Annotated in this window: 14 protein-coding genes, 1 tRNA gene and 1 pseudogene; 8 read left to right on the top strand and 8 right to left on the bottom strand. The window is 62.0% G+C overall.

Annotation, left to right across the window (positions count from 1 at the left end; translation table 11 throughout):
* Window positions 1-10: 10 nt before the first annotated feature.
* Together C5J26_RS31360 and C5J26_RS31355 are read right to left on the bottom strand one after the other, a co-directional pair.
* Window positions 11-87, bottom strand: a tRNA-Arg gene (locus C5J26_RS31360).
* A 54-nt stretch (window positions 88-141) separates the two neighbouring features.
* On the bottom strand, window positions 142-1,305 hold the full coding sequence (locus C5J26_RS31355; RefSeq protein WP_105405326.1) for a M20 aminoacylase family protein: 1,164 nt from the start codon (window positions 1,303-1,305) through the stop codon (window positions 142-144).
* 158 nt (window positions 1,306-1,463) lie between these two features.
* On the opposite strand from C5J26_RS31355, the gene C5J26_RS31350 reads away from it, so the two are divergent.
* Window positions 1,464-2,561, top strand: a complete 1,098-nt coding sequence (locus C5J26_RS31350; RefSeq protein WP_046637196.1) for a D-alanyl-D-alanine carboxypeptidase family protein — start codon at window positions 1,464-1,466, stop codon at window positions 2,559-2,561.
* A 13-nt stretch (window positions 2,562-2,574) separates the two neighbouring features.
* Window positions 2,575-3,762, top strand: coding sequence for a GTP-binding protein (locus C5J26_RS31345; protein ID WP_105405325.1), 1,188 nt, complete (start codon window positions 2,575-2,577; stop codon window positions 3,760-3,762).
* 6 nt (window positions 3,763-3,768) lie between these two features.
* Here C5J26_RS31345 and C5J26_RS31340 read toward each other — a convergent pair whose 3' ends face one another.
* The 5 genes from C5J26_RS31340 to C5J26_RS31320 all read right to left on the bottom strand — a co-directional run bounded on the left by C5J26_RS31340 (window position 3,769) and on the right by C5J26_RS31320 (window position 7,618).
* A complete protein-coding gene (locus C5J26_RS31340) occupies window positions 3,769-4,002 on the bottom strand; it encodes a sulfurtransferase TusA family protein (protein WP_105405324.1) in 234 nt (77 codons plus the stop codon).
* The gene (locus tag C5J26_RS31335) at window positions 3,999-5,306 is read right to left on the bottom strand and encodes a murein L,D-transpeptidase family protein (RefSeq protein ID WP_105405323.1); all 1,308 of its coding nucleotides are present in this window, start codon (window positions 5,304-5,306) and stop codon (window positions 3,999-4,001) included. Before C5J26_RS31335 ends, C5J26_RS31340 begins: the two co-directional genes overlap by 4 nt.
* Before the next feature lie 181 nt (window positions 5,307-5,487).
* On the bottom strand, window positions 5,488-6,441 hold the full coding sequence (locus tag C5J26_RS31330) for an acetyl-CoA carboxylase carboxyltransferase subunit alpha (RefSeq protein ID WP_105405322.1): 954 nt from the start codon (window positions 6,439-6,441) through the stop codon (window positions 5,488-5,490).
* Window positions 6,442-6,504: 63 nt separating this feature from the next.
* Window positions 6,505-7,449 (bottom strand): site-specific tyrosine recombinase XerD, encoded by a 945-nt coding sequence (xerD, locus tag C5J26_RS31325; RefSeq protein WP_105405321.1) that lies wholly within the window; start codon window positions 7,447-7,449, stop codon window positions 6,505-6,507.
* 10 nt (window positions 7,450-7,459) lie between these two features.
* On the bottom strand, window positions 7,460-7,618 hold the full coding sequence (locus tag C5J26_RS31320; protein ID WP_037081678.1) for a hypothetical protein: 159 nt from the start codon (window positions 7,616-7,618) through the stop codon (window positions 7,460-7,462).
* Window positions 7,619-7,752: 134 nt separating this feature from the next.
* Between C5J26_RS31320 and C5J26_RS31315 the strand changes: the two genes are divergently transcribed.
* The 3 genes and pseudogenes from C5J26_RS31315 to C5J26_RS31305 all read left to right on the top strand — a co-directional run.
* Window positions 7,753-8,361: a shikimate kinase gene (locus tag C5J26_RS31315; protein WP_105405330.1), complete on the top strand. Its 609-nt coding sequence runs from the start codon at window positions 7,753-7,755 to the stop codon at window positions 8,359-8,361.
* On the top strand, window positions 8,358-9,500 hold the full coding sequence (gene aroB, locus C5J26_RS31310) for a 3-dehydroquinate synthase (protein WP_206051243.1): 1,143 nt from the start codon (window positions 8,358-8,360) through the stop codon (window positions 9,498-9,500). The genes C5J26_RS31315 and aroB overlap by 4 nt, the downstream gene beginning before the upstream one ends.
* A gap of 11 nt (window positions 9,501-9,511) precedes the next feature.
* Window positions 9,512-10,384 (top strand): annotated as a pseudogene (locus C5J26_RS31305) (HlyC/CorC family transporter); the annotation flags it as partial.
* 200 nt (window positions 10,385-10,584) lie between these two features.
* Here C5J26_RS31305 and C5J26_RS31300 read toward each other — a convergent pair.
* Window positions 10,585-10,866: a BolA family transcriptional regulator gene (locus C5J26_RS31300; RefSeq protein ID WP_007753730.1), complete on the bottom strand. Its 282-nt coding sequence runs from the start codon at window positions 10,864-10,866 to the stop codon at window positions 10,585-10,587.
* Window positions 10,867-10,969: 103 nt separating this feature from the next.
* On the opposite strand from C5J26_RS31300, the gene C5J26_RS31295 reads away from it, so the two are divergent.
* The 3 genes from C5J26_RS31295 to cobT all read left to right on the top strand — a co-directional run bounded on the left by C5J26_RS31295 (window position 10,970) and on the right by cobT (window position 14,569).
* Window positions 10,970-11,605: a J domain-containing protein gene (locus C5J26_RS31295; protein WP_105405319.1), complete on the top strand. Its 636-nt coding sequence runs from the start codon at window positions 10,970-10,972 to the stop codon at window positions 11,603-11,605.
* Between the two features lie 61 nt (window positions 11,606-11,666).
* Window positions 11,667-12,659, top strand: a complete 993-nt coding sequence (gene cobS / locus C5J26_RS31290) for a cobaltochelatase subunit CobS (protein WP_038546380.1) — start codon at window positions 11,667-11,669, stop codon at window positions 12,657-12,659.
* A gap of 14 nt (window positions 12,660-12,673) precedes the next feature.
* Window positions 12,674-14,569, top strand: coding sequence for a cobaltochelatase subunit CobT (cobT, locus tag C5J26_RS31285; RefSeq protein WP_105405318.1), 1,896 nt, complete (start codon window positions 12,674-12,676; stop codon window positions 14,567-14,569).
* Window positions 14,570-14,572: the final 3 nt, after the last annotated feature.

The following is a 14,572-nucleotide window of genomic DNA, read 5'->3' as shown; positions in this document are numbered from 1 at the left end:
TAAACGAGGGTGGTGATCCCAGATGGATTCGAACCATCGGCCTCAGGATTAGGAATCCTGCGCTCTATCCTGCTGAGCTATGGGACCACGTTAGGAATTCCATACAAAAGGCGAGGCGTTTAGCCAAGCCTTTTCCTCTCCTCATTCCGTCAACCGCTGTTCGGCGAGCCGAACCCAGTAGGAAATGCCGTAGGAAATCGCCTCGTCGTCGAAATCGTAATGCGGGTTGTGCAGCGCTGCCGTGTCGCCGTTGCCGATGAAGATGAAGGCGCCGGGGCGGCGTTTCAGCATGAAGGCGAAATCCTCGCCGGCCATGGTCGGATCGACATTGGTGTCGACGTTGGAGGCGCCGACCACTTCCGTCGCGACGCCGATCGCGTGGTCGGTCTCCAGGTCGTGGTTGAAGGTGACCGGACACTGGCGGTAATAATCGATCTCGGCCTCGGCGCCGTGGGCGCTGACGATGCCTTCGACGATCTGGCGGATGCGGTTTTCGGCAAGATCGCGGTTCTCCTCGCTGAGCGTCCGGACCGTGCCCCAGAGCGTCGCCTGGTCGGGGATGATGTTATAGGCGGTGCCGGCGTCGAAACGGGTCACCGAAATGACGACCGAGCGGACCGGGTCCGCGTTACGGGCGGCGATCGCCTGCAGGCTGCCGACCAGCTGCGAGCCGATGAAGATCGGGTCGATGGTCCTGTGCGGCTGGGCCGCATGGCCGCCGCGGCCCTTGATGGTGATGGTGAAGCGGTCGGGCGCCGCCATGATGCCGCCCTTGCGGATGGCGAACTGGCCGAGCGGAATGCCGGGCATGTTGTGCATGCCGTAGACTTCCTCGATGCCGAAACGCTCCATCATGCCGTCGTCGACCATCGCCAGCGCACCGGCGCCGCCCTCTTCGGCGGGCTGGAAGATCAGCGCCACGGTACCGTTGAAATTGCGGGTTTCGGTGAGGTATTTCGCCGCACCCAGGAGCATCGACGTGTGCCCGTCATGGCCGCAGGCGTGCATCTTGCCGGGGACCTTCGAAGCCCAGGGTTTGCCGGTGATTTCGGTGAGCGGCAGCGCGTCCATATCGGCGCGCAGCCCGATCGTGCGGCCGCCCGGCCCCTTTCCGCGAATGATGCCGACGACGCCGGTACGGCCGATGCCCGGTACGACTTCGTCGACGCCGAATTCCTTCAGCTTCTGTTCCACAAAGGAGGCGGTGTTCTCGACCTCGTAAAGAATCTCGGGATTTTCATGAAGATATCGTCGCCACTCGCTGACTTCGCCCTGAAGTTCGGCGGCTCGGTTCAAAATCGGCATAATGTTCCCTGTTGCTGGCTGGTCACGCGGTTATGACAAGTCCTCCCGCCCGGAGTGTGCCTGTCATGATTGACGTAATCAATCTTCTTTGCCATTGCTTGGCCACATAGGCCGCATATGCGCCACACTCGTTAAAGCCGCAACAACGAGGGACACCCTTGCCGACTTCAAGCCTCCGATCCGTGTCCGCCACCCGGCTGATTTCTGCCGTTACGGCCATTGGGCTTTTCGTATCCGCAGGAAGCGCCGCGGCCAATCCCAAGATGGTGATCGACGCCCGGACCGGTAAGGTGATCGCCCATGAGGACGCGTTTCTGAAATGGTATCCGGCCTCGCTGACCAAGCTGATGACCGCATACGTCACCTTCAAGGCGTTGAAGTCCGGCAGGCTTACGCTCGATACGCCTATCGTGATGAGCAAGAAGGCGACCGATCAGCCGGCGAGCAAGATGTATTTCAAGCCGGGCTCCAAGCTCACCATGGACAGCGCCTTGAAAATCCTGCTCGTCAAGTCGGCCAACGACGTGGCGGTCGCGGTCGCCGAGACGGTCGGCGGTTCGCTCGACCAGTTCGTGGCGATGATGAACAGCCAGGCCCAGGCGCTCGGGATGACCTCGACGCGCTATATCAACCCCCATGGCCTGCCCGGCAAGGGCCAGTATTCGACAGCGCGCGATCTTGCGCTGCTGACGCTGCGCCTGAAGCAGGATTTTCCGGAATATCAGAGCTATTTTTCGCTCGAGGGCATCGATACCGGCGCCAAGCAATATCCGAACTTCAATACGCTGATCGGCCGTTTCGATGGCGCCGACGGAATGAAGACCGGTTTCATCTGCGCCTCCGGCTTCAATCAGGTCGGTTCGGCGACGCGCGACGGCCGCACGGTGATCTCCGTGGTGCTGGGGTCCGACAGCCTTGCCGGCCGCGCCGACGACACCGCCAACCTTCTGCAGCAGGGATTGACCTCGCCGGCGAACCAGGGCGTGCCGCTGACATCGCTGCAGCCCTATGGGGACATGGCCGAGGTCAACGACGTCAGCGCCACGATCTGCAATCCGCAGGCGGCCAAGGTGCGCAGCGAAACCCGTGACGATGCCGGCCGGACTGTCCAGCATTCGCCCTATATCCACGAGATGGACCGCCCGCCCGTCTACAGCTTTGCCGGACTTATTCCCGGCAGCGAGCAGATCGCTTCAACCAAGGGCAAGAACGAGATCGCCAACGTGCCGATCCCGCAGCCGCGCCCGACATTCTGAACGAGAACAGGCCATGTCTTCTGCCCGCAGCCGGATTCCGGTTTCCATCCTCACCGGGTTTCTCGGCGCGGGTAAATCGACGCTGCTGAACCGTATCCTCAAGGATCCGGGCACCAGCGATACGGCCGTGATCATCAACGAGTTCGGCGAAGTCGGGATCGACAATTTCCTGGTCGAAGCTTCGGGCGACGCTTTGCTGGAGATCGCCAATGGCTGCCTCTGCTGCACGGTGCGCGGCGAGCTGGTGGATTCGCTCGCCTCGATCATGGACGGTATCCAGACTGGCCGGCTGAGGCCGATCCGCCGCGTCGTGATCGAAACGACGGGCCTTGCGGACCCGGCGCCGGTCATGCAGTCGGTGATGGGCAATCCGGTCATCGCGCAGAATTTCGAGCTCGACGGCGTCATCACCGTGGTCGATGCGGTGCACGGCGTTTCGACGCTCGACCGTCATCAGGAGGCCGTGAAGCAGGTGGCGGTGGCCGACCGGCTGATCATCTCCAAACAGTCAATGACGGACGCTTCCCAGCTGGCCGCGCTGAAAAGCCGGCTTGCGGTGCTCAACCCGCGGGCGCCGATCGTCGATGGCGACAGCGAAGCGGCCGGCACGGCGGCCATTCTGGTGAACGGCCTCTACGATCCGGCGACGAAGATCGCCGACGTCGATCGCTGGCTGCATGACGAGCTGGCGAACGATGCCGAGGCGCATCACCACCGCGATCATGGTCATGACCACCACGATGATCATCACCACGGCCATGGACATAACCATGAACACCACGGGCATGGCCATCACCACCATCATCATGACGTGAACCGCCATGGCGACGACATCCGCTCGTTCTCGATCATCCACGACAAGCCGATCGATCCGATGGCGATCGAGATGTTCATCGACCTGTTGCGCTCGGCGCATGGCGAGAAACTGCTTCGGATGAAGGCGATCGTGGCGCTTTCCGACAATCCGGAACGGCCGCTGGTGCTGCATGGGGTGCAGAGCGTCTTCCATCCGCCGCAGCGCCTGCCGAAATGGCCCGACGGCTTGGACCGGCGCACGCGCATGGTGCTGATCACGCAAGGGCTGGAAGAAGCCTTCGTCTCGGATCTTTTCGCGGCATTTACGGGCCAGCCCCGCGTCGACCGGCCGGACCGCGCTGCGCTCGAAGACAATCCGCTCGCCGTTCCCGGCCTGCGGATGTAGGCCCGCTCAACCCTTGCGGATCAAAAAACGGTGCCCCGTCTCGGTCTTTTCCGAGCGGACCAGTTGGTGGCCTTCCTGGCTGCAGAAATGCGGGATGTCGATGCCGGCGAGGGGGTCGGTGGTTTCGATCGCAAGCTCCGCGCCGCTCTCCATGCCCTTCAGCCGGCGGCGCGTCTTCAGGACGGGCAGCGGACACTTCAGGCCTCTCAGATCGTAGAGGCCTGCGGTCTCAAAGCTCATTCCTGGCTCCAGAACTTCCAGAACGGCTTCTTCTTTTCCTCGCTGATCGGCGGTGCCGCATAGGCGAGCGGGTTCTGGGCCGGGATCGGAACCGTGGTCGTCGTGCCCTGCGCCGTTGTGACAGTGGGGACCGTACCGGTGCTCTGCGCGGCATTGCTCTGGGCGATCGGGCCGGCTGCCGGCAGGCGGTCCTGTTTCATGCGGTCGGCGGCGGTGCCGGGACGAAACGTGACGGGCGCGGCGGAGGCAAGCATGGTATTGGCCGGCTTGTTCTGGGAGGCCATCCGCTTTTCCATCATGTCGCGGAATTCGGACTGGCTCAGCAGCTTGCCGGCTTCGAGGGAAGTTCCGGTCGGCGCATAGGCGATGTCGCGGCCCTTGCGCTTGCCGGCAACCACGGCCTTGCGCTCGGCTTCGGTCGGCTCATACCAGACCTTGCCGTCGAAATTCTCGAGCGCCTTGGCGTAGGCGACCTGGTAGGTCTTTTCGTAGGAGGTCAGCGCAGCCGAGAGGGCCGGCGGCGTGGACATGGGCGGGCAGGCCGCGGCAGGCGCAAATGTGCCGTTGCTATCGACCTGCTGGTTGAAGACATACTTCTTTTCGCAGACGTTGACTTCCGGCGGGCGCTTGGTGACTTCGAAATGATCGAAGCCGGTCTTCAGCATTTTCCAGAAATCATAATTCTGGCTGTCGCGGTGGCGCGCCATGTTCTCCGCGTTCATCCGGAAGGGGAGAGCCTGGAGCTGCACGGAGGTCTGGCCGCCCTTGAAGGCGTCGCGGGCGAAGGCGTAGATTTCCAGAACCTGTTCGTCGGTCATCGAATAACAGCCGGACGACGAGCAGGCGCCGTGGATCATCAGGTTCGATCCGCTGCGGCCGTTGGCGGCATCGTAGCGGTTCGGGAAGCCGGTATTGATGGCGAGGTAATATTTCGAATTCGGGTTCAGGTGCGCCGGCGTCAGGTTATAGAAGCCTTCCGGAGCCTGGCGGTCGCCTTCCTTGACCTTGGGGCCGAGCTTTCCGGACCAGGCGCAGATGTCGTAGCTCTTGATCACCTCGAAGCGGTTGTCGGCCCTTGCCTTCCAGACTTCCAGCTTGCCCTCTTCCTTGAGGATGCGGATCATGATCGGCGAAGTGCGCGGCATGTTCTTCTTCTGCATCTCGGCGAGAATGCTCGAAGGCAGGGGCTGCTCGACCTTGTTCTTGACGCTCTTCAGATCGATGCTCGCGGAATCGAGCGTATCGTTGCAGCCCGTCAGGGCGGTTGCCACGAGGAGAGCAAAAGCGATGTGTTTCAGGCGCATCGGTACGGACCACATAGACTTGGAACGACGAACGAATTCGGTACAGGACTTCTATGAATAAAGCGGTAATCTTTACATATTCTTAACCGCTTGCGCCGGCCTGTCCAGCAAAACCGCCCGGCACCCAATGTTATCAGCAATATGGCCAAATTTGGCTATTGGCGTGGCGGAGGCCCGAAGATCAGAGATTGCGGCCGATATCGAGGAATTTCTGCCGGCGTGCAGCCCGCACTTCATCGCCCGAGAGCCGCCCAAGATCTTCCAGCGCCGAAGCAATGACCTTGCCCGTCGCGGCAATCACGACCTCCGGTTCGCGATGCGCGCCGCCGACCGGTTCGGGGATAATGGCGTCGATAATGCCGAGGCCCTTCAGGTCTTCGGCGGTGATCTTCATGTTGGTCGCAGCCTCGCGGGCGCGGGTCGAATCGCGCCACAGGATGGAGGCCGCGCCTTCCGGGGAAATGACCGAATAGATCGAATGTTCGAGCATATAGACGCGGTTGCCGGTGGCGATCGCGATTGCGCCGCCGGAGCCGCCTTCGCCGATCACGACCGAGACCATCGGCACTTTCAGGCCCAGGCACATTTCGGTCGAGCGGGCGATGGCTTCCGCCTGGCCGCGTTCCTCGGCGCCGACGCCCGGATAGGCGCCTGCCGTATCGATGAGGGTGATGACCGGCAGGTGGAAGCGATCGGCCATTTCCATGATCCGGATTGCCTTGCGGTAACCTTCCGGACGCGGGCTGCCGAAATTGTGCTTAAGGCGGGTCTTGGTGTCATGGCCCTTTTCCTGGCCGATGACGGCGACGGGCATGCCGTTGAAGCGGGCAAGGCCTGCCTGGATGGCGGCATCCTCGCCGAAATTGCGATCGCCGGCGAGCGGCGTGAAATCGGTGAAGAGATGGGCGGAGTAATCGACGAAATGCGGACGCTGCGGGTGGCGCGCGACCTGCGTCTTCTCCCAGGCGCCAAGCTTGGAATAGATTTCCCGGGTGGCTTCCCTGACCCGGGTCTCCAACCTGCCGATTTCCTCGGACGTATCGATGCTTTCGTCCTCGGAGGCGAGCTTTTTGAGCTCGTGAATCTTGCCTTCGAGGTCCGAGATTGGCTTTTCGAAATCGAGATAAGTCTGCATGAGAGCCGGTTTCCGGTTGTTTTATCTCAGGAACACGGAGTTCCTATTTTATGTTTGGGGCCTCTAATCCCGGTTTTTGGCCTGTTTTGCAAGAGGGTGGTGTGTTTGAACCAGCTCTCGCAGCCTTTCTTCCAGAACATGCGTGTAGATTTGAGTGGTGGAAATGTCCGAATGGCCGAGCAGTTCCTGCACAACGCGCAGGTCCGCGCCGTTCTGGAGGAGGTGGCTTGCGAAGGCATGGCGCATCACATGCGGAGAGATTGCGGCCGTGCGAAGTCCGGCGCGCGCCGCCAGGCCCTTGAGGTCGCGGGCAAATACCTGCCTTGGCAAATACCCCTCCTTGCCGGCGGACGGGAAGAGCCAGGGACTGTCGCCTGTCTTGGCGAGCGAGGCCTGGCGGGCCTGGCCATAGGGTCCGAGAGCCGCGATCGCCGACCGGGATAGAGGCACCAGCCGTTCCTTGTTGCCCTTGCCGCGGATGATCAGGAAACGTCCTTCCTGGTCGAGAACCTTGACCGGCAGCGACACGAGCTCGCTGACGCGCATGCCGGTTGCGTAGAGAAGTTCGAGCAGCGCCAGCATTCTGAGACGCGCAAGCTGATCGGGTCCGGGTTCGGCGGCTTCCTTCGCGGCCAGGTCCAGGAGCCGCGTCACGTCGTCCTCGCTCATGATCTTCGGCAGCGAGCGGCCTTTTTTCGGTGCGTCGAGGATGGCGGTCGGATCGTCGCCGCGCAAGCCCTCGGCATAGAGGAACTTGTAGAACTGCCGCATGGCCGACAGTTTTCTCGCCTGCGACGAGGCGGCAAAACCCTGGGCGCCGAGATGGGCGAGATAGGCCGAGAGATTGGCGCTTTGCGCCGTCAAGGCCGAAACGTTGCCGGCGGCGAGGAAAGACTGCAGATCTTCCAGATCTCGTTCGTAGGATACGAGCGTGTTGCCGGCGGCACCCCGTTCGGCGCTCATCATCTCGAGAAAGGCTTCGATATGGGCTCGGGAAAGGTCGGCCATCTACCTGCCGTTACTGTTGCGGCGTTGCCGGGTTCAACCGTTCGGAAGGAATGCGCACGGTCACGTCGCGCTCGCGCGGATCCACCAGCATGACGAGAGCCACCATGCTTCCATAAACGATGCCTGCGATCGCCGCCAGCACGAAGAGGAAACGGAAAAGGGTGGGCATTAAGGACTCCCGGAGTTGCGCCGCAATATATCGATAAAGGTTTACATATCGGCAAGAACAAACAATCCCCCGCATTCTTTGAGGGTTGCGACGGCTTGACGCTGCCGATGCATTTGTCGATACCGTTTTTCGAAATGGACCTGACAATGACAGAAGTCGCAACTCCACTCAGCGAAAAGGCGCGCGCCGTCCTCGGCAAGCGCAACCTGATCTTCGTCGGGCTGATGGGGGCCGGCAAATCGGCGATCGGCCGGCTGGTGGCGCAGACCCTTTCCATTCCCTTCATCGATACGGATGCGGAGATCGAAAAGGTTTCGCGCATGACCATCAGCGAACTCTTCGCCGCCTACGGTGAGGTGGAGTTCCGGGCGTTGGAGACCCGTGTCATCGAGCGGCTGCTGAGGGGCGGTCCCCGCGTGGTTTCGACCGGCGGCGGTGCCTTCGTCAACGAGAACACCCGCCACCAGATCAAGATCGGCGGCATTTCCATCTGGCTGAAGGCGGATCTCGACGTTTTGTGGGAGCGGGTGAACAAACGCGACCACCGGCCATTGCTGAAGACCGAGAACCCCAGGCAGACGCTCGAAAATCTGATGATCCAGCGTTATCCGATCTATGCCGAGGCCGATGTGACGGTACTGTCCGAAAACGTCCGCAAGGACGTGATGGTCAACGAGGTACTTTCCGCTGTGGCCAATCTGCCCGGCGAAAGTGAATTGCCCAGCGAAGGTGAATTGCAATGAACATGTCTTCCCGATCCGAGGGCCGTAACGCCGAGCGTCTGGTGCATGTGCCGCTCGGCGAACGGGCCTATGACATCCTGATCGGTCCTGGCCTGATCACGCGGGCCGGTGGCGAGATCACCGCGCGGCTGAAGGGCCGCAAGGCGGCTATCGTCACCGACGAGCACGTCGCGCCGCTTTATCTCGAAGCGCTGATGGACAGCCTGCAGACGGACGGGATCGAAGCCGTCTCGCTGACGCTGCCGCCCGGCGAGAAGACCAAGAGCTTCGAACATCTGGCGACCGTTACCGACATGGTGCTCTCGGCCCGTATCGAGCGCAACGACGCGGTGATCGCGCTCGGCGGCGGCGTGATCGGCGACCTGGCCGGTTTTGCGGCCGGCATCGTCAGGCGTGGCGTGCGTTTCGTGCAGATCCCGACCTCGCTTCTGGCGCAGGTCGATTCGTCGGTCGGCGGCAAGACCGGTATCAACACCCGCCATGGCAAGAACCTGCTCGGTGTCTTCCACCAGCCGGACCTCGTTCTCGCCGATACCGCGGCGCTCGATTCGCTCTCCGAACGCGAATTCCGGGCCGGTTATGCGGAAGTGGCGAAATACGGGCTGATCGACCAGCCGGATTTCTTCGCCTGGCTCGAAAAGAACTGGAAGGCCGTATTTGCGGGCGGCCCGGAGCGGATCGAGGCGATCGCGATCAGCTGCCAGGCGAAATCCGACGTGGTGGTCGAGGACGAGCGCGAGACCGGCCGCCGGGCGCTGCTCAATCTCGGCCACACGTTCGGCCACGCGCTGGAAGCGGCAACCGAATATGACAGCAGCCGCCTCGTGCATGGCGAAGGCGTTGCGATCGGCATGGTTCTCGCGCATCAGTTCTCGGCGCGCATGAACCTTGCAAGCCCGGACGACGCGGCACGGGTCACGGCCCATCTGAAAGCCGTCGGCCTGCCGACGTCGATGAGCGATATTCCCGGAAAACTGCCGCCGACGGAAAAGCTGCTGGACGCGATTGCGCAGGACAAGAAGGTACAGAGCGGCAAGCTCACCTTCATCCTGACGCACGGCATCGGCCAGTCCTTCGTCGCCAACGACGTTCCGTCGTCCGAGGTCTTGAGCTTCCTGGAGGAAAAGCGGCCGAAATGACGTCCAAACAGGGCCTCAAGTCGCGTGCTGTCAACGCGGTGATCCGCGGACTTCTTCGCGCGTTCGGCGCTTCCCTGTCCGAGCAGACGCTCGCCCTTTCCAGCCATGACGATCTGCATGCCGCTCTCGACCTCGTTCATCGCGAGGGGAATTTCGACAAGCAGGATCGCGACCGGCTGAGCGGCCTCTTCGAACTCGAGGAGCTCGAAGTCTCCGACGTGATGCGGCATCGCACGGTCATGCGGGCGGTCAATGCCGACGATCCGCCGGAACTGGCGGTCCGCGCCGTGCTCGAAAGCCCCTATACGCGCATGCCGCTCTGGCGGAACTCGACCGAGAACATCATCGGCGTCGTGCATGCCAAGGACCTGCTTCGGGCGCTCGCCGAGCCGAATGTCGAGCCCGAAAACCTCGATATCGTCAAGATCGCCCAAAAACCCTGGTTCGTGCCGGACAGCACCAGCCTCAAGGACCAGCTCAGCGCCTTCCTGCGCCGCAAGGGGCACTTTGCGGTCGTCGTTGACGAATATGGCGAGGTGCAGGGTATCGTCACGCTGGAAGACATCCTGGAGGAAATCGTCGGCGACATTGCCGACGAGCACGATATCGAGATCCAGGGCGTGCGCCAGGAGGCGGACGGATCAATTGTTGTCGACGGCTCAGTGCCGATCCGCGATCTGAACCGCGCGCTCGACTGGAGCCTGCCGGATGCGGAAGCAACCACGATCGCCGGTCTCGTCATCCACGAATCGAAGCTGATCCCGGAAGAACGGCAGGCGTTCACGTTCTATGGGAAGCGTTTCACGGTGATGAAGCGGGAGAAGAACCGGATTACGCGGCTAAGGATCCGGCCGGCGGAAGATGTGACGCTACCGGCGGAGTAATCTGCCGCGGCTCCCCCTCACCCGACCTCCGCTTCGCTGGGCCACCCTCTCCCCGAGGGGAGAGGAGGAGTGGAGACGTCGCGACATATCTTCTTCTCCCCTCGGGGAGAAGGTGGCCCGAAGGGTCGGATGAGGAGGTGCCTCAGAAGAATTCGATTTCAACGTTGGCCAATCGGCCATCTCTTCCTATCTATATCCCGCTACCAGCGCGTCGGTTCGCCCGGTGCCGAGGCTTCGACCGCCAGCGCGTGGAGGCCGGCGTCGAGTTCCGGCTTCAGCAGCGCATTCACCGTCCGATGCCGGTCGAGCCGGCTCATTCCGGAAAATTTTTTCGAAACGATGCGGACCCGCATATGGGTTTCGCCGGTTCCGGTGATGTCGGGTTGATGGCCGGCGTGCTGATGGCTTTCATCGATGACGACCAGCCGTTCCGGTTCGAGATTGTCGGTGAGCGTGATTTCGATCCGGGATTTGACGGACATTTCGGTCTCCGTTGCGACGCAAAAGGGGCATCCCACAAACCAGTAAGAAAGGACTTTGTCAATTCTTGCCGCGCCCTGTTCGTCGCCCCATAATGAGGGCCTTATGAAACTAGATTCCAAATATTTCGACCGCATCCGGACGCGCAAGAACAGGCAGCAGGAAGCTGTTCCTGAAGCGCCCACCTGCCAGTGGGACGGATGCGACAAACCCGGCGTCCATCGCGCTCCCGTGGGCCGCAACGCGGAAGGCCAGTTCTTTCTGTTCTGCTTCGAGCACGTCAGGGAATACAACAAGGGCTATAATTATTTCTCCGGCCTCTCGGACAGCGAGATCGCCCGGTACCAGAAAGAGGCGATCACCGGCCATCGGCCGACTTGGACCGTCGGCGTCAACAAGGCCGCCAAGGATGCGCCGCTTCATTCCACGGCGCGTTCAGGTGCTGCCGGCGCTACCGGCACCCAGCAGCGCTTCAGGGATCCGTTCGGCTTCGTGTCGAGTGCGCGGGCCGCCGGGCCCCGTTTCCAGACGCAGGGGCGCAAGCTGAAGACACTGGAAGCCAAAGCCTTCGATACGATGGAGTTGGCGGCCAATGCGTCGGCTGCGGAGATCAAGACCCGCTACAAGGAACTGGTCAAGAAACACCATCCGGATGCGAATGGCGGCGACCGCGGTTCGGAAGAACGTTTTCGTGCCGTCATTCAAGCATATCAGTTGTTGAAGCAGGCGGGTTTCTGCTAAGCCGTAAAAATTATGGCAGTGAGGATGACGGCCGGGCGGCGGCTCGCGCCTTGGAGAGACGATGAGTAAGATTGATCTAGATATTTCAAACCTTCCCGATACCACCGTTTCGGTCAGGGAAGTCTTCGGCATCGACAGCGATATCAGGGTTCCGGCATATAGCAGCGGCGACCCTTACGTTCCGGATCTCGACCCGGACTATCTTTTCGACCGCGACACGACGCTCGCCATTCTCGCAGGCTTTGCGCATAACCGACGTGTCATGGTGTCCGGCTTCCACGGCACCGGCAAGTCCACCCATATCGAGCAGGTCGCCGCACGCCTCAACTGGCCGTGCGTGCGTATCAACCTCGATAGCCATGTCAGCCGTATCGATCTCGTCGGCAAGGACGCGATCGTGCTGAAGGACGGCAAGCAGGTCACCGAATTCAAGGACGGCATCCTGCCCTGGGCCTACCAGCACAATGTCGCGCTCGTCTTCGACGAATACGATGCCGGTCGCCCGGACGTGATGTTCGTCATCCAGCGCGTTCTCGAATCCTCCGGCCGCCTGACCCTGCTCGACCAGAGCCGCGTCATCCGTCCTCACCCGGCATTCCGCATCTTCGCGACCGCCAACACGGTGGGCCTCGGCGATACGACCGGCCTCTATCACGGCACGCAGCAGATCAACCAGGCGCAGATGGACCGCTGGTCGATCGTGACGACGCTGAACTATCTGCCGCACCAGAAGGAAGTCGATATCGTCGCCGCCAAGGTCAAGTCTTTCGGTCGTACGGCCGAGGGCCGCGAGACGGTGTCGAAGATGGTGCGCGTCGCGGATCTTACCCGTTCGGCCTTCATCAACGGCGATCTCTCGACGGTCATGAGCCCGCGTACCGTCATCACCTGGGCGGAAAACGCCGAGATTTTCGGTGACATCGCGTTCGCCTTCCGCATCACCTTCCTCAACAAGTGCGACGAACTGGAACGCACGCTGGTCGCCGAACAGTACCAGCGCGCCTTCGGTGTCGAGCTGAAGGAAAGTGCCGCCAACATCGTTCTCGGAGCCTGAGCGGAGACGAGATCATGGCAGGTCGCGGAGACAATTCGAAAGCCAAATCCGGCGGTCCGGTCGACACCGAACCGTTGCGGCGGGCGATTACCGGCTGCGTGAGGTCGATCGCCGGTGACGCGGAAGTCGAGGTTACGTTCGCAAACGAACGTCCGGGCCTTGCCGGCGAGCGCATCCGCCTGCCGGAAATCTCCAAGCGGCCGACCGCCCATGAGCTTGCGGTCACCCGCGGGCTCGGCGATTCCATGGCACTGCGGATTGCCTGCCACGATACGAACGTGCATGCGAACATGTCGCCCCAGGGTGCTGACGCACGCGTGGTCTTCGATGCCGTCGAGCAGGCGCGCGTCGAGTCGATCGGCGCATTGCGCATGGCCGGCATGGCATCGAACATCAGTTCGATGCATGCCGAAAAATACTCGAAGGCGAATTTTTCGGGCATCGAACGGCAGGAAGACGCACCGATCGGCGAAGCGGTCGCCATGTTGGTGCGCGAAAAGCTGACCGGCATCAAGCCGCCGCCGAGTGCGGGCAAGGTGCTGGATCTCTGGCGCCCGTTCATCGAGGACAAGGCGGCCGGCGACCTCGACAACCTCCGAAACGTGATCGAAGACCAGCAGGCGTTCGCCAAGCTGGTGCGGCACATACTTACCTCCATGCAGATGGCGGAGGAGTTTGCCGACGAGGACGCCGAGCCGGAGGAGATGGAAAACCCGGATCAGGATGACCAGCCGCGCAGCAACGAGACCGAGAACGACGAGGTCGAGGAAGAAGCCGGCTCCGACGCCGCACCTGCCGAGCAGAGCGATGCTTCCGACGAGGAAATGGACGACGGCGAGATGGACGGCGCGGAAATGTCCGACGACGACATGTCGGACGACAGCGACGAACATTCGGAAACACCCGGCGAAACCCGGCGGCCCAACAGCCCGTTCGACGATTTCAACGAGAAGGTCGACTACAAGATCTTCACCCAGGAATTCGACGAGGAAATCACCGCCGAAGAGCTTTGCGACGAAGCGGAACTCGACCGGCTGCGGGCCTTCCTCGACAAGCAGCTTGCTCATCTTCAGGGCGCCGTCGGCCGGCTTGCCAACCGCCTGCAGCGCCGCCTGATGGCGCAGCAGAACCGCTCCTGGGACTTCGATCTCGAAGAGGGGTATCTCGATCCGGCCCGCCTAGTGCGCCTGATCATCGATCCGATGCAGCCGCTCTCCTTCAAGAAGGAGCGGGATACGCAATTCCGCGATACGGTCGTGACGCTGGTGATCGACAATTCCGGCTCGATGCGCGGCCGGCCAATCACGGTCGCTGCCACCTGCGCCGATATCCTCGCCCGCACGCTGGAGCGCTGCGGCGTCAAGGTCGAGATCCTCGGCTTCACCACCAAGGCCTGGAAGGGCGGGCAGGCGCGCGAAAAGTGGTTGGCGAGCGGCAAGCCGCCGACGCCCGGCCGCCTCAACGACCTGCGCCATATCGTCTACAAGTCCGCCGATGCGCCGTGGCGCCGTTCACGCCGCAATCTCGGCCTGATGATGCGCGAAGGCCTTCTCAAGGAAAACATCGACGGCGAGGCGCTGATGTGGGCGCATAACCGCCTGATCGCCCGTCGCGAGCAGCGCAAGATCCTGATGATGATCTCGGATGGTGCGCCGGTCGACGATTCGACGCTGTCGGTCAATCCCGGCAATTATCTCGAACGGCACCTGCGCGCCGTGATCGAACAGATCGAGACGCGCTCGCCGGTGGAGTTGCTGGCGATCGGCATCGGCCACGACGTGACGCGCTACTATCGCAAGGCGGTGACGATCGTCGATGCGGACGAGCTTGCCGGGGCAATGACCGAGCAACTTGCCGAACTGTTTGCGGAAAATGGCAGGCAGCAGGGCCGCATGCGACGGGCCAGCTGAGGT

It is taken from the genome of Neorhizobium sp. T7_12 (assembly GCF_002968535.1).
Classification (GTDB): Bacteria; Pseudomonadota; Alphaproteobacteria; order Rhizobiales; family Rhizobiaceae; genus Neorhizobium; species Neorhizobium tomejilense.
The sequence above is the reverse complement of the archived record's forward strand: the minus strand, read 5'-3'. Positions and strand labels throughout refer to the sequence as shown.

Bases quoted from the DNA above. Each gene is read 5' to 3' on its own strand.
- C5J26_RS31355 (WP_105405326.1), bottom strand. From the start codon at position 1,305: ATGCCGATTTTGAACCGAGCCGCCGAACTTCAGGGCGAAGTCAGCGAG.
- C5J26_RS31345 (WP_105405325.1), top strand. From the start codon at position 2,575: ATGTCTTCTGCCCGCAGCCGGATTCCGGTTTCCATCCTCACCGGGTTT.
- C5J26_RS31340 (WP_105405324.1), bottom strand. From the start codon at position 4,002: ATGAGCTTTGAGACCGCAGGCCTCTACGATCTGAGAGGCCTGAAGTGT.
- C5J26_RS31335 (WP_105405323.1), bottom strand. From the start codon at position 5,306: ATGCGCCTGAAACACATCGCTTTTGCTCTCCTCGTGGCAACCGCCCTG.
- C5J26_RS31330 (WP_105405322.1), bottom strand. From the start codon at position 6,441: ATGCAGACTTATCTCGATTTCGAAAAGCCAATCTCGGACCTCGAAGGC.
- xerD (WP_105405321.1), bottom strand. From the start codon at position 7,449: ATGGCCGACCTTTCCCGAGCCCATATCGAAGCCTTTCTCGAGATGATG.
- C5J26_RS31320 (WP_037081678.1), bottom strand. From the start codon at position 7,618: ATGCCCACCCTTTTCCGTTTCCTCTTCGTGCTGGCGGCGATCGCAGGC.
- C5J26_RS31315 (WP_105405330.1), top strand. From the start codon at position 7,753: ATGGACCTGACAATGACAGAAGTCGCAACTCCACTCAGCGAAAAGGCG.
- aroB (WP_206051243.1), top strand. From the start codon at position 8,358: ATGAACATGTCTTCCCGATCCGAGGGCCGTAACGCCGAGCGTCTGGTG.
- C5J26_RS31300 (WP_007753730.1), bottom strand. From the start codon at position 10,866: ATGTCCGTCAAATCCCGGATCGAAATCACGCTCACCGACAATCTCGAA.
- C5J26_RS31295 (WP_105405319.1), top strand. From the start codon at position 10,970: ATGAAACTAGATTCCAAATATTTCGACCGCATCCGGACGCGCAAGAAC.
- cobS (WP_038546380.1), top strand. From the start codon at position 11,667: ATGAGTAAGATTGATCTAGATATTTCAAACCTTCCCGATACCACCGTT.
- cobT (WP_105405318.1), top strand. From the start codon at position 12,674: ATGGCAGGTCGCGGAGACAATTCGAAAGCCAAATCCGGCGGTCCGGTC.